Source organism: Stenotrophomonas maltophilia, from assembly GCF_039555535.1.
GTDB classification, from domain to species: domain Bacteria; phylum Pseudomonadota; class Gammaproteobacteria; order Xanthomonadales; family Xanthomonadaceae; genus Stenotrophomonas; species Stenotrophomonas maltophilia_Q.
On the sequence record NZ_CP154630.1, the window covers coordinates 3,440,923 to 3,454,019 of the forward strand.

A 13,097-nucleotide genomic window follows, 5' to 3' on the forward strand; every position below is an offset into this window, starting at 1 on the left:
CGCACCGTGCAACCCTGCACCGCGCGTAAACTGGCCGGCTAACCCGCCATCAACCGCACGCCACCGCGGCCGATACCCGTGGTTTGTCGTACGCAGTCAGAGATCGACGTGGAAACACCCCAACTGGATGAAGCCAGCCAACCGCTGGCCGAGGCGTGGCAGCTGTGCCTGCAGCAGGCCGGCCCCGCCGCCACTGCGCTGCTGCACGCCGCCGCCGCGGACGCGCCACCGGCGCTCGCCGGGCGCTTCTATGAAGTGCTGCTGCAGGATGGCCGCGCGCGCCGCTTCCTGTCCCACGAACAGGTCAAGCAACGCCTGCAGCCGGCGATGCAACGCTGGCTGGTGCAGCTGCTGACCACCGACACCGCCGGCGTGGTCGCCACCGTCGCCTCGCAGCGGGTGATCGGCGACGTGCATGCGCGGGTCGGCATTCCGGTCGATCTGGTCACCCGCGGCGCACGCGTGCTCAAGCACGAACTGTTCCTGCGCCTGCGCGACGATGCACCCGACAGCGCGACCGCATTCGCCGCCATCGACTGCCTCAGCGCGATCATGGACATCGCCATGGAAGGCATGACCCTGGCCTACACCCATGCGCGCGAGCGCTCCACCCGTGCCGACGCCGCCTACCGGCTGTTCTCGCTGGTACAGAACGTCGGTACCGAACGCGAGCGCCAGCGCGCACTGCTGCTGGACTGGGAGAACGCCCTGCTCTACGCACTCGCAGGCCACGTGCAGGCCAGCGACAGTGGCAGCCTGGCCACCTCGGAGTTTGGCCTGTGGTTCACCCACAAGGGCATCCCCAGCTTCGGCGAAAGCAGCGAAACGCAGCAGGTGGGCCAGTTGATGGCCCGCATTGACAGCCACCTGCAGCGCGCGAGCGGCGATGCTCCGGCGCAGCGACTGGCGGTGCTGCCGGCCATCCGCGAGGACCTGGCCGCGATCCGCACCCTGATGACGCTGCTGTTCGAACGCATCGGCGAACTGGATGCCGGCAGCGATGCCCTGACCAACCTGCTCAACCGCCGCTTCCTCCCCACCGTGCTGCGCCGGGAAATCGAGCTGGCCACCCGCAACCGCACGCCGTTCTCGCTGCTGCTGCTCGACCTGGATCATTTCAAGGCAATCAACGACGGCCACGGCCACGATGCCGGCGATCGCGCGTTGCAGCATGTGGCCGGCCTGCTGGGGCAGCTCACACGCGGCAGTGACTACCTGTTCCGCTATGGCGGTGAGGAGTTCGTGGTGGTGCTGGTTGCGGCCAGCGAATCACAGGCCGGGGTGATTGCCGAAAGCCTGCGCAGGCAGATCGCGCACTCGCCGGTGGCGCTGGCCAACGGGCAGGTACTGGAACTGACCGCCAGCATCGGCGTGGCGGGCCATGACGGCCACCCGGACTACGAGCGGCTGATGGCACGCGCCGACGCTGCGATGTACGAGGCCAAGCGCAGTGGCCGCAACCGGGTGGTGGTGGCCAGCGACGCCCTGCAGGATGCGCCGGGACGGCGTGCGCTGCAGCGGTGAACCGGCGGAAATGAAACATCCCGGTGGCGTGTAGAGTCGACTGTCAGTCGACTATCGCGCGCAGCGCGGGGTTTTTCGCAAAGTGACGGAAGAGCAGTCGACTAACAGTCGACTCTACCGCTTCGCACCGCGGCCGATTCATTGAGCGCCGCCACTCGCCACGCGCCCCACCACAGCACTGCCAACAGCGCAATGCCGGCGCCCAGCAGGCAGACCGCCGGCCACCCATGATGGGCCTGCATCCAGGTGCCCGCCGTCGCACCGGCACCGCTGCCCATCGCATAGAACAGCATGTACAGCGCCACCAGGCGTCCATGCTGTTCACCGGGCGCGCGCAGCAGCAGCGCCTGGTTGGCGACGTGCAGTGCCTGACCGCCCAGATCCAGCACCACCACGCCCAGCAGCAGCAACGCCAGCGACTGCGGCAGGCCCAGCAGCGGCCACCACGCGGCGAGCATCAGCAGCAGCGCTCCGAGGCTGACCCGATGTGCGAATCCACGGTCCATCCAGTGCCCGACCCGCGCCGCCATCAACGCACCAACCACGCCGGCCAGGCCCAGGCAGCCAATGGCTGCGGTGGACCAATGCAAAGGCGGGGCCGACAACGGCAACGGGGCGGCCGCCCAGAACACGTTGAGCCCAGCAAACAGCAGCAGTGCCAGTGGCCCACGCTCGCGCAGCGTTCGGTCGGTACGCAGCATGCCCAGCATCGAGCCCAGCAGCTCGCGCCAGCGTGGGGGGACTTCCGGCACCGGCACTGCGGGCAGGCGCCGCCACAACAGCACCGCCAGGGTTGCCATCACCAGCGCCGACAGCAGATACACCGCCTGCCAGCCCAATGCTGCCGCCACCGTACCCGACACCACACGCGCCATCAGCAGCCCGATGAATACACCTCCCTGCACCACGCCCACGATGCGTCCGCGTTGCTCGGGCGGAGCCAGTGTTGCCGTGTAGGCAATAAGCCCCTGCGTCAGCGCCGTGCCAAGCAGCCCGGTCAGCAGCATGCCCGACAACAGCCAGGTCGCCGTGCGGGCCGTCGCCAGCCACAGCAAGGCCAGCACCAGCACCATCAGCTGCAACCGCAGCAGGCGTCGCCGATCACCGCGATCGGCCAGCGGCAACAGCCCCAGCAATGCCAGCACACTGCCCGCCTGGGTAGCCGCCAGCACCGCACCGGCCACTGCACGGTCCAGTGCAAAGGTGCGCGCAAGCTGGTCCAGCAACGGCTGCGCGTAATAGACATTGGCGACGCTGGCGCCGGCGGCGATTGCCAGCAGCACCAGCAGGGAGCGGGGCATCGGAGCGGGGCTCATAATGTAGTTGCAATTTGAAACCTGATGCAGGCTAGCACCAAAGGTTTTAAACTGCAACCACATTTGGAGATACACCCATGCACGCCAACAGCCCCTGCCCCGTCGCCCGCAGCGCCGACCTGCTCGGTGATCGCTGGGCCTTGCTGGTGATCCGCGACGCGTTCGACGGCGTCACCCGCTTCAGCGACTTCCAGCGCAGCCTCGGCGCGGCACGCAACATCCTCAGTGACCGCCTGCGCAGGCTGGTCGATGCCGGCATCCTGCAGCTGCAACCGGCCTCCGACGGTTCGGCCTACCAGGAATACGTGCTCACTGCCGCCGGACTGGAACTGTTTCCGCTGCTGGTCGCGCTGCGCCAGTGGGGCGAGCGGCATTGCTTCGAGGCCGGTGAGCCCCATTCCCAACTGATCGAATCGAGTACGCGGCGGCCCTTGCCCTACATGCAGCCACACGGCCGCAACGGCGAGCCGCTGCAGGCCACCCACACCCACGTGCGCAAGCTCAAGGATGCTGGCGGCGGGGCCTGACCCGCCCACTCGCGCACACCAGGGAACGCCAGCGCCGGGTAGCATCGGATCTTTCCGCTGCTGGATGCCGCCGATGTCGCGCTATCACCCTTCCCTGCTGACCGCCCTGCTGGCGCCACTGCTGGCCTGCGCGGCCGGAACCACGCAGGCCCGCGAGGTCGCCGCACCGGCCGACCATGTACAGGCCGATGGACCGTATGTGTTCCGCAAGGGCGAGCAACTGCAGGCGAAGTGGATCTGTGCGGACAAGGTCGAGTCGCGCACCCTGCCCATCAGCAAGGCGGGGACCGATATCGCAGCACGCTGCGGCTATGAGCATACCGTGCACGTAGACGCACCCAATGCCGCCTCGGTCTCCATACTGCCGGCGGTCCCTCGCATCGTCGCGCTGTCCGACATCCACGGCCAATATGGGCTGCTGGTGCGCCTGCTGCGCGCCAACCGGGTCATCGACGCACAGGACCGCTGGGCGCTGGGCAAGGACACCCTGGTCATCGCCGGCGACGTCTTCGACCGCGGCCCGCAGGTGACCGAGGCATTCTGGCTGCTGTACAGCCTGCAGCAGCAGGCAGCTGCGGCCGGTGGCGCGGTGCACTTCGTGCTCGGCAACCACGAAACCATGGTGCTGTACGACGACCTGCGCTACGTCAACCCGAAGTACCTGCGCAGCGCCCAGCTGCTCGGCCGCAGCTACCCGCAGCTGTACGGTGCCGATTCGGTGATCGGGCAGTGGCTGCGTACCCGCCCGGTACTGCTGAAGATCGGTGACACCCTGTTCCTGCACGGCGGCATCTCGCCCGAAGCCGTCGAGCTGGCGCTGGACCCGGCACGCACCAACGCGGCCTACCAGGCGTCGCTGGGCTTGCCCAAGGCCGAAGTGAAAGCCGATCCGGCCACCGCTCCGCTGTATGACGGCAAGACCAGCCCGATCTGGTACCGCGGCTACTTCGATGGCCGCCTCGACACCGCAGGGGTGCAGAACGTGCTCGACCGCCTGAAGCTCTCGCGCATCGTGGTCGGCCACACCTCGATGCCGCACGTCAGCAGCTTCCATGGCGACCGCGTGATCGCGATCGACAGCAGCATCAAGAACGGCGAGAACGGCGAACTGCTGTTCATCGAAGATGGCAAACTCAGCCGTGGCCTGCTGGACGGTTCGCGGGTGCCGCTGGCGCAGGGCGAGCCCGGCCTTCAGGACTGAATGGACGGACAGCGCGACGGCGTACGCCGCCGCCGCCGCGTTCCACCTTCACCCGGTTTGCGGCTACCCTCGGCAGCCGAGAGGCCCACCCCGTCCATCCGGTGGGCCTGACCGTTACAGGAGCCCCGCGCATGCGCGTTCTGATTGCTGAAGACGACCCGGACATCGCCTCCGGCCTGTGCGCCTCGCTGCGCCGGCAGGGGCACGTGGTCGACCACGTCGACAATGGCGTGCACGCCGACGCTGCCCTGGGCTCGACCCAGTACGCACTGCTGGTGCTGGACCTGGGCCTGCCGCAGCTGGATGGCCGCGACGTGCTGCAGCGCCTGCGCCAGCGCGGTGATGGCCTGGCTGTGCTGGTGGTGACCGCCCGCGACGGCCTGGCCGAACGCGTGCGCGTGCTCGACCTGGGTGCCGACGACTACCTGGTCAAGCCGTTCGCGCTGGACGAATTCGAAGCACGCGTGCGTGCCCAGCTGCGCCGGGTCACCAGCAATGGCAACCCGGACCTGCGCATCGGCCGCCTGCGCCTGGACCTGGCCGGGCACCGGGTGTGGATCGACGACCAGTCGCTGGAACTGACCGCGCGCGAATTCGGCCTGCTGTCAGCGCTGGCGGTACGCGCCGAGCGCATCGTATCGCGCGCGCAGCTGGTGGAAGCGTTGTGCGACTGGGGCCAGGACCTGACCGACAACGGCCTGGACATCGCCCTGCACCGCCTGCGCCGCAAGCTGCAACCCGGCGGGATGGGCATACGCACCGTGCGCGGGCTGGGCTACATGCTGGAAGACGCGCAGGACGACAGCACCCCGTGATCAGTGGGCCGCCCAGCCTGCGCCGGCGCCTGCTCGCCTTCCTGGCGCTGCCGATGCTGGGCCTGCTCACCTTCAACACGATCCTGGCCTATTACGTTGCGCTGGACTATTCCAACCGCATCCACGACCGCAACCTGATCGACGACACCCACTCGTTCGCGCAGATGCTGAGCACCATGCCGGTGACCAGCGACCTGTCACCACAGGCGCGCTTCCTGATCGAGTACGACCCCGACGGCCATCGTTATTTCAACGTCGACAGCAGCCGCAAGGGTACGCTCAGCGGCAATGCAGACTTCAGCCCGTACGCCCCTTCGCAGGACTGCACCGGCGTGCATCCGGCCCTGTACGACGGTCACCTCAACGGCCAGCAGGTACGCATGGCCACTGTCTGCACGCAGGCGATGAATGATCCGCAGGACCAGCTGGCAGTGACCGTGGCCGAGAGCATGGCCGACCGACGCCAGCGCGCACGCGAGATCCTGATGATCATCATTCCGCTGATGACCATGCTGGCGCTGGGCACCGCCGCGCTGGTCTGGTTCGGCGTGACCTACGGCCTGCGCATCCTGACCCCGCTGAGGACCCGGCTGGCGCAGCGCCGCGGCGAGCTGGCGCCGATTTCCGATGCCGACGTGCCGGAAGAGATCCAGCCGCTGATCAGCACCATCGACGATCTGTTCGCGCGCCAGGCGGAAATGATCACCCTGCAGAACCGCTTCATCGCCGACGCTGCACACCAGCTGCGCTCGCCGTTGGCCGGAATGGCCCTGCACGTGGACCAGGCGCTGGCGCACGGCGACCCGGACACGGTGCGCGAGGCACTGCAGCACATCCGCCGGCTCAACCAGCGCACCGCGCGGGTCAGCACCCAGCTGCTGGCGCTGAGCCGAGCCCAGACCGTGCCGGATACCGTGGAAGCACTCGACCTGTGCGAACTGATACCGCAGTGGGTCGGCATGCGGGTCCCGGAAGCGATCCGTGATGGCATCGATCTCGGATACCGCGGCAGCCCCCAGCCGCTGCGCGTGCTGGGCAACGGTGCCATGCTGCAGGAAGCAATGGACAACCTGATCGACAACGCCCTGCGCTATGCGGGCCGTGAAGCCACCGTCACAGTCGGCGTGCACGCACTGGACGACAATGATGTCGAACTCTATGTGGAAGACAACGGCCCAGGCGTCCCGGAAGACGTGATGCCGCGCCTCGGCGAGCGCTTCTTCCGCGCCCCTGGCACCACTGCCAGCGGCACCGGGCTGGGCCTGGCCATCGCGCACGAGGCGGTGGAGCACTTCGGCGGTCGCCTGAGCTTCCTCAACCGCCCGGGTGGCGGGCTCAAGGTCGCCATCACGCTGCCGCTGCTGAAGGCCCCCTGACCCGGCCAGGGGCGCTGAAAGGCTGGTGAAAATCACGCTTGCGATCCTGCCATCCCCACTGCCGTCCCGGAGCCGCCAGGTGACCGAATCGCACGACTTCTTCCTCCCCGGTGGCCCGCAGGGCGTGCTGCTGGTCCACGGCCTGACCGGCACCCCGGCGGAAATGCGCATGCTGGGCAAGGGGTTGAACAACGCCGGTTTCACCGTGCACGGCGTGCAGCTGCCCGGCCATTGCGGCACCGTGGATGACCTGCTGGCGACCACCTGGGAACAGTGGTACCAGGGCGTGGAAGATGCGGCGGCCAGCCTGCGCGGCAAGGTTGACCAGCTGTTCGTCGGTGGCCTGTCGATGGGCGCGGTACTTTCGCTGGCGTTGGCGGCACGTCGCCCGGAATGGGTGTCCGGCGTGGGCGTATACGGCGCCACGTTCCGCTACGACGGTTGGAACATTCCCGCCGTGGCCCGCTTCTCGTTCCTGCTGCCGTGGTTCAAGCGCTTCAACATCGGCCGCGACCGCATGTTCATGGAAGAACCGCCGTACGGCCTGCGTGACGAGCGCCTGCGTGCGCAGGTCAGCGCCGCCATGCTGTCCGGCGACAGCGCCGCCGCTGGCCTGCCGGGCAACCCCTGGCACGCACTGGCCGAAATGCGTGCGCTGAGCCACTGGACCCGCCGCCACCTGCACCAGGTCACCGCGCCGTGCCTGGTGATGCACGCCCGCGAGGACGACGTGGCCAGCATGGGCAACGCCGAGCTGGTGATGTCGCGGGTCAGCGGCCCGAAGGAGCTGGTGGTACTGGAAGACAGCTACCACATGATCACCATCGACCGCGAACGCCGCGACGTGATCCGCCGCAGCGCCCGCTTCTTCACCGAGATCGGTGAGCGTACGGGTGTGCTCAAGGCGGTGGCCTGAGATGGGGGCACTTGCCACGCTGCTGTGGCTGGCCAACGTGGTGCTCGATACCGGTGGCCAGCTTGCCTTCAAGGCCGCCGCCAGCGACCCGCAGGACGGCGAAGGCCTGCAGCGCTGGAAACACATGCTCAGCCGCCCGTGGCTGTGGATCGGCATCGCCTGCTACGTGCTTGAGTTCGTCGCCTGGATCGCCTTCCTGTCGCTGGTGCCGCTGTCCAAGGGCGTGCTGCTGGGCTCGATCAACATCGTCGCGCTGATGATCGCCGGCCGCTTCCTGTTCCGCGAGAAGCTCACCCCGCTGCGGGTGACCGGCATGCTGCTGGTCACCGCCGGCGTGGCCGTGGTGGGAGCGGGCTCATGAGGCGCCTGTATGTGATCGGCTTCCCGCTGCTGATGGCCTTCGATACGCTGGCCCAGCTGTGCTTCAAGTACGCCGGCGATGCCGCGCTGCCGGTCGAGGCCAACACGGCATGGCTGCTGCGCGTGCTGTCGCAGCCGTGGGTATACGGCGCCATCCTCGGCTACGTGGGTGCGTTCTTCACCTGGATGAGCCTGCTGCGGCATGCGCCGATCGGCCCTGCATTTGCCGCATCGCACCTGGAAGTGATCAGCGTGCTGCTGCTGTCGGCCTGGCTGTTGAACGAACCGCTGACCCTGCATCACCTGGTCGGTGCTGTCCTGATCGTGGCCGGCATCGTCTGCCTGGGGCGCGCCGAAGCGGACGATCCGCATAGCCCTGCCGAAAGTACCGCATGAGCGCGTTGCGATGAGCCTGTTCGCGCGCGAGCTGCCGCCCACCGCCGGCCTGCCCATGCAGGCCAGCGACTTCCTCCCCGGCGGTGGCGACCTTCGCGCGATCCTGGCCAGCCAGCTCGGCACACCGCCGCTGCAGTTGACCTGTTCCGGCACGCACGCGCTGCTGATCGCCCTGCGCACGCTGCGCAAGCGCGCACCCAAGCGCGACACCGTGATCCTGCCGGCCTATACCTGCCCGCTGGTGCCGATCGCGGTTCACAGCCTGGGCCTGCGCGTGCAGCTGTGCGACACCCGCCCCGGCCACTTCGATTTCGATCCTGGCCAGCTCAGCCGCCTGGCCGATGCACGCACGCTGGCGATCCTGCCCACCCACCTGGGCGGGCGCATCGCCGATGTCGAGCTGGCCTGCGAGGTTGCACGCGGCGCTGGCGCGTGGGTGATCGAAGATGCCGCGCAGGCGCTCGGTGCACGCGTCGGCAACACCAGTGTCGGCTTGCGCGGTGATATCGGATTCTTCAGCATGGCCGCCGGCAAGGGCCTGAGCCTGCACGAAGGCGGCCTGCTGGTCAGCCGCGATGACGAGCTGCGTGCCGCGCTGGCCGCACATGCCGCCGAACAGGTGCATTCCAGCCTGCGCTGGGAACTGCTGCGCAGCGTGCAGCTGCTCGGCCTGGCCGCCTGCTATCGGCCATCGCTCCTATCGATGGTGTATGGAAATCCACTGCGCAGTGCGCTGCAGCGTGGCGACCTGGAAGAAGCGGTCGGTGACATTTTCCCGCTGGAGATTCCGCAGCACCGGGTCAGCCAGTGGCGGCAGAACATCGGAGCCCATGCCGCGCGGCGGTTGCCTGCATTCCTGCAGGCAGGTCGCCTGCGTGCATTGCAACTGCGCGTGCAGCTGGCACAGCTGCCGGCGGTGGAAGTGGTCGATGGGCTGGCCGGTACCGGCGGAACCTGGCCGATGCTGATGCTGCTGCTGCCCAGCCAGCGGGCCCGCGATGCCGTACTGGAAGACCTGTGGCCACGCGGACTCGGCGCCAGCCGCATGTTCATCCATGCCCTGCCCGACTACGCGTACCTGCGCGGCATCGTGCCGGCCGCCGAAGTGCCCAACGCACGCGACTTCGCCGCACGCATGCTGACCCTTGGCAACAGCGCCTGGCAGACCCGTGAAGAGACGTCCGAAATACTGCAGGTCCTGGCCCGCGCCTGACCCGCACGTGCATGCGTGGCCTGCGCTCCGCGCATTCATCCATGCACCTTCCTGAACGTTTTCCCAGTCCGTCGATGAAGCCTTTCAACAGGAAAGGAACGAGAAAGGCGGCCTGCCTACATTGAGTCTGCCCCGGCATCGTGCCGGTCGCTTCTTTCATCGACGGACCTGCCCATGCACTGGAGCATCCTGTGTGACTTCGACGGCACCATCAGCCTCGAAGATGTCATCGACTCGCTGCTGGAGAAGTACGGCCAGCCGGGCTGGCAGGCGCTGGAAGACCAGTGGAAGGCCGGAAAGATCGGTTCGCGCGAATGCATGCAGGGCCAGGTGCGGCTGCTGAAGCTGGACCCGGCCACGCTTGATGCGCACCTGGACCAGGTGCAGATCGACCCGGGCTTCGTCGCCTTCGTCGCCCGCGCCGAGCAGCTGGGCCTGCCGCTGCGCATCGTCAGCGACGGCCTGGACTATGCGATCCACCGCATCCTCGCCAACCATGGCCTGTCGCGGCTGCCGGTGGTGGCCAACCACCTGCGCTGGTGCGAAGACCACTGGGAACTGGAATCACCCTACCAGGCCGAGGGCTGCCGCAGCGGCACCTGCAAGTGCACCTGCGCCGCGCAGGCACGTGCCAACGAAGCACCGCGCGTGCTGATGATCGGCGACGGCAGCTCGGATTTCTGCGTGTCCGAAGAAGCCGACTTCGTGTTCGCCAAGCGCCGCCTGATCACCCATTGCACGAATGCCGGCATCGAGCATGCCGCCATCGACACCTTCCACGATGCAATCGCGCTGTTGCCGCGCCTGCTCGATGGCAGCCTGCTGCAGCCACGTCGCATCGACGCCAGCCCGCAGCCCGACGTACTGCCCCTGCTGCTGGCCACCGCCTGAGCACTCCCTTCCAGCCACGCTCCCCCGTTGCCCCCTTTCGAACGTCCTTCACGGAACCGAACTGCATGAACATTTTTGACAAGAACGCCGACGCCGCTGCCTCCGACGCGCAGCTGCTGGCCGACGAAGCCCGCTACAGCTCCTTCGGCGACACCGTCCACTACGTCGACCCGCCGAAGATCTTCCAGCGTGGCGAAGGCAGCTATATGTTCGACGGTGCGGGCGTGCCCTACCTCGACCTGCAGATGTGGTACTCGGCCTGCAACTTCGGCTACAGCAACAAGCGCCTGAACGACGCGCTGAAGGACCAGATCGACACCCTGCCGCAGGTCGCCAGCCAGTACCTGCACCCGACCCGCGTGCAGCTGGCCAAGACCATTGCCGTGGACATGCACGAGAAGTTCGGCCTCGATGGCCGCGTGCACTTCAACGTCGGCGGTGCACAGGCCATCGAGGATTCGCTGAAGATCGTGCGCAACGCGCGCGGCGGAAAGAGCCTGATGTTCGCCTTCGAAGGCGGCTACCACGGCCGTACCCTGGGTGCCTCGTCGATCACCTCCAGCTACCGCTACCGCCGCCGCTACGGTCACTTCGGCGAGCGCGCGATGTTCATCCCGTTCCCGTATCCCTTCCGCCGCCCGAAGGGCATGACCCCGGACGAGTACTCCGACCACTGCGTGTGGCAGTTCGAGCGCCTGTTCGAAAGCGAGTACAACGGCGTGTGGGATCCCAAGGTCGGCCAGGCCGAGTACGCCGCGTTCTACGTCGAGCCGATCCAGGGTACCGGCGGCTACGTCATCCCGCCGCGCAACTTCTTCACCGGCCTCAAGCGCGTGCTGGACAAGTACGGCATCCTGATGGTGGTCGATGAAATCCAGATGGGCTTCTGGCGCACCGGCAAGCTGTGGTCGATCGAGCACTTCGGCGTGACCCCGGACGTGCTGGTGTTCGGCAAGGCGCTGACCAACGGCCTGAACCCGCTGTCGGGCCTGTGGGCACGCGAAGAGCTGATCAACCCGACCGTATTCCCGCCGGGCTCCACCCATTCCACCTTCAACTCCAACCCGCTGGGCACCCGCCTGGGCCTGGAAGTGCTGAAGCTGGGCAAGGAAATGGATTACGAGCGCACCGTGCCGGAAAAGGGCGCGTACTTCCTCGACGGCCTGCGTGGCCTGCAGAAGCGTCACCCGGAAATCGGCGACGTCGACGGCCTGGGCCTGGCCCTGCGCGCGGAAATCTGCCAGGCCGACGGCTACACGCCGAACAAGGAACTGCTGGACCGCATGGTCGACATCGGCCTGGCCGGCGACCTGCTGCATGACGGCAAGCGCATGGGCCTCGTGCTCGACGTGGGTGGCTGGTACAAGAACGTGATCACCTTCGCGCCGTCGCTGGACATCAGCTACGAAGAGATCGACCTGGCGATCACCCTGCTCGACCAGGCGCTGACCAAGGCCAAGGGCTGAGGCCGGATGCGCTGCCGGTTCCCGTGCCGATGGAAATGACGTCACGTGCGTCCAGCACCGCGCTGGAACCGGCCGCGCTGCTGGAGGGCTTCCTGGCCCACCCGCCGCTCGGATTCGAGGCAGGCCGCCTTCCCAGCGGCCTGCCGACCTTCCGTGCACCGCTCGACCTGACCACCACGATGGACGACGCGCTGCGCAGCAAGCTGCTCGGCCTGCCGCTGTCGCGCCTGTGGCGGCCGTGGATCACCTGGAAGACCCGCTTCGTCGGTGCCACCAGCACCGAGTACACCCCGCTGCCGGCACACGTCGCGCCGGAGGCGCTGGCCGAGGACGTGACGCGTCACGCGATCGGCGATACCCGGCTGCTGGTGGTCAAGGACCTGGCCATCGATTCACCGCTGCTGGACGACGCGGCCAATGCGCACAGCGCCGCCTTCCTGCAGGCATTGCTGGCACGCGGCTTCGTTGAACTGGAAGGCATGCCGCTGGCCTGGGTGGCGATCGATTTCGATTCGATCGACGGCTATCTCGGCCGCCTGTCGTCCTCGCGCCGCAAGAACATCCGGCGCAAGCTGCGCTCGCGCGACGACCTGCAGATCGACTGCATCGCCACCGGTGATCCGGCCCTGGCCGACCCACGGCTGCAGGCCGAACTGCATGCGCTGTACCTGGGCGTGTATGCGCAGAGCGCGGTGCACTTCGACCAGCTCGACCTGCCCTACCTGCAGCACCTGCTGGCCGACAGCCAGGGGCAGGGCCGGATGTTCCTGTACCGCCACGAGGGCCAGCTGATCGGCTGGAACCTGTGCTACGTGCATGCCGGCAAGCTGGTGGACAAGTACATCGGCCTGGCGTACCCGCAGTCGCGCGAGCACAACCTGTACGCGGTCAGCTGGATGCACAACCTCGAGTACGCCCTGCAGCACAGCCTGAGCCACTACGTGGCCGGCTGGACCGACTCGCGGATCAAGGCCGAGCTGGGGGCCAGCTTCACCTCCACCCGGCACGCGATCCACGCCCGCTCACCGCTGCTGCGCGCCGCATTGCGCAGGCTGGCCCCGCATCTGCAGGGCGAACCTGATGGAGGCGGTTGAGC

Annotated in this window: 13 protein-coding genes; 12 read left to right on the top strand and 1 reads right to left on the bottom strand. The window is 67.7% G+C overall.

All coding sequences use genetic code 11. The features are described from left to right. Window positions 1-108 precede the first annotated feature (108 nt). The gene (locus AASM09_RS15945; RefSeq protein WP_049429595.1) at window positions 109-1,524 is read left to right on the top strand and encodes a GGDEF domain-containing protein; all 1,416 of its coding nucleotides are present in this window, start codon (window positions 109-111) and stop codon (window positions 1,522-1,524) included. A gap of 101 nt (window positions 1,525-1,625) precedes the next feature. On the opposite strand, the gene AASM09_RS15950 is transcribed toward AASM09_RS15945, so the two are convergent. Beyond that, window positions 1,626-2,840 carry an MFS transporter gene (locus tag AASM09_RS15950; RefSeq protein WP_049429594.1) on the bottom strand — a complete coding sequence of 405 codons (1,215 nt, stop codon included), beginning with the start codon at window positions 2,838-2,840 and terminating at the stop codon, window positions 1,626-1,628. A gap of 77 nt (window positions 2,841-2,917) precedes the next feature. Here AASM09_RS15950 and AASM09_RS15955 point away from each other — a divergent pair, with 77 nt between their 5' ends. The 11 genes from AASM09_RS15955 (at window position 2,918) to AASM09_RS16005 (ending at window position 13,095) form a co-directional block, all read left to right on the top strand. Next, window positions 2,918-3,367 carry a winged helix-turn-helix transcriptional regulator gene (locus AASM09_RS15955; RefSeq protein WP_049429593.1) on the top strand — a complete coding sequence of 150 codons (450 nt, stop codon included), beginning with the start codon at window positions 2,918-2,920 and terminating at the stop codon, window positions 3,365-3,367. A 73-nt stretch (window positions 3,368-3,440) separates the two neighbouring features. Then, the gene (locus AASM09_RS15960; protein WP_049429592.1) at window positions 3,441-4,568 is read left to right on the top strand and encodes a metallophosphoesterase; all 1,128 of its coding nucleotides are present in this window, start codon (window positions 3,441-3,443) and stop codon (window positions 4,566-4,568) included. A 131-nt stretch (window positions 4,569-4,699) separates the two neighbouring features. Further along, window positions 4,700-5,383, top strand: a complete 684-nt coding sequence (locus AASM09_RS15965) for a response regulator (RefSeq protein WP_049429591.1) — start codon at window positions 4,700-4,702, stop codon at window positions 5,381-5,383. After that, window positions 5,380-6,759 (top strand): sensor histidine kinase, encoded by a 1,380-nt coding sequence (locus AASM09_RS15970; RefSeq protein ID WP_049429590.1) that lies wholly within the window; start codon window positions 5,380-5,382, stop codon window positions 6,757-6,759. Before AASM09_RS15965 ends, AASM09_RS15970 begins: the two co-directional genes overlap by 4 nt. A 79-nt stretch (window positions 6,760-6,838) precedes the next feature. Beyond that, entirely contained in the window at window positions 6,839-7,675 is an 837-nt protein-coding gene (locus AASM09_RS15975) for an alpha/beta hydrolase (RefSeq protein ID WP_049429589.1), read from the top strand. A gap of 1 nt (window position 7,676) precedes the next feature. After that, window positions 7,677-8,036, top strand: coding sequence for an EamA family transporter (locus AASM09_RS15980; protein WP_006425769.1), 360 nt, complete (start codon window positions 7,677-7,679; stop codon window positions 8,034-8,036). Then, on the top strand, window positions 8,033-8,431 hold the full coding sequence (locus AASM09_RS15985) for a DMT family transporter (protein ID WP_049429588.1): 399 nt from the start codon (window positions 8,033-8,035) through the stop codon (window positions 8,429-8,431). The genes AASM09_RS15980 and AASM09_RS15985 overlap by 4 nt, the downstream gene beginning before the upstream one ends. A 10-nt stretch (window positions 8,432-8,441) precedes the next feature. Then, window positions 8,442-9,644 (top strand): DegT/DnrJ/EryC1/StrS family aminotransferase, encoded by a 1,203-nt coding sequence (locus AASM09_RS15990; RefSeq protein WP_049429587.1) that lies wholly within the window; start codon window positions 8,442-8,444, stop codon window positions 9,642-9,644. Window positions 9,645-9,818: 174 nt separating this feature from the next. Beyond that, window positions 9,819-10,535, top strand: a complete 717-nt coding sequence (locus tag AASM09_RS15995) for an MtnX-like HAD-IB family phosphatase (protein WP_049429586.1) — start codon at window positions 9,819-9,821, stop codon at window positions 10,533-10,535. Between the two features lie 65 nt (window positions 10,536-10,600). Further along, a complete protein-coding gene (locus tag AASM09_RS16000; protein WP_005408663.1) occupies window positions 10,601-12,001 on the top strand; it encodes an aspartate aminotransferase family protein in 1,401 nt (466 codons plus the stop codon). Between the two features lie 29 nt (window positions 12,002-12,030). Then, on the top strand, window positions 12,031-13,095 hold the full coding sequence (locus tag AASM09_RS16005; protein ID WP_049429585.1) for a GNAT family N-acetyltransferase: 1,065 nt from the start codon (window positions 12,031-12,033) through the stop codon (window positions 13,093-13,095). Window positions 13,096-13,097 lie beyond the last annotated feature (2 nt).

Coding starts and splice junctions, on each gene's coding strand:
- AASM09_RS15950 (WP_049429594.1), bottom strand. CDS start 2,840: ATGAGCCCCGCTCCGATGCCCCGCTCCCTGCTGGTGCTGCTGGCAATC.
- AASM09_RS15955 (WP_049429593.1), top strand. CDS start 2,918: ATGCACGCCAACAGCCCCTGCCCCGTCGCCCGCAGCGCCGACCTGCTC.
- AASM09_RS15960 (WP_049429592.1), top strand. CDS start 3,441: ATGTCGCGCTATCACCCTTCCCTGCTGACCGCCCTGCTGGCGCCACTG.
- AASM09_RS15965 (WP_049429591.1), top strand. CDS start 4,700: ATGCGCGTTCTGATTGCTGAAGACGACCCGGACATCGCCTCCGGCCTG.
- AASM09_RS15980 (WP_006425769.1), top strand. CDS start 7,677: ATGGGGGCACTTGCCACGCTGCTGTGGCTGGCCAACGTGGTGCTCGAT.
- AASM09_RS15985 (WP_049429588.1), top strand. CDS start 8,033: ATGAGGCGCCTGTATGTGATCGGCTTCCCGCTGCTGATGGCCTTCGAT.
- AASM09_RS15990 (WP_049429587.1), top strand. CDS start 8,442: ATGAGCCTGTTCGCGCGCGAGCTGCCGCCCACCGCCGGCCTGCCCATG.
- AASM09_RS15995 (WP_049429586.1), top strand. CDS start 9,819: ATGCACTGGAGCATCCTGTGTGACTTCGACGGCACCATCAGCCTCGAA.
- AASM09_RS16000 (WP_005408663.1), top strand. CDS start 10,601: ATGAACATTTTTGACAAGAACGCCGACGCCGCTGCCTCCGACGCGCAG.
- AASM09_RS16005 (WP_049429585.1), top strand. CDS start 12,031: ATGGAAATGACGTCACGTGCGTCCAGCACCGCGCTGGAACCGGCCGCG.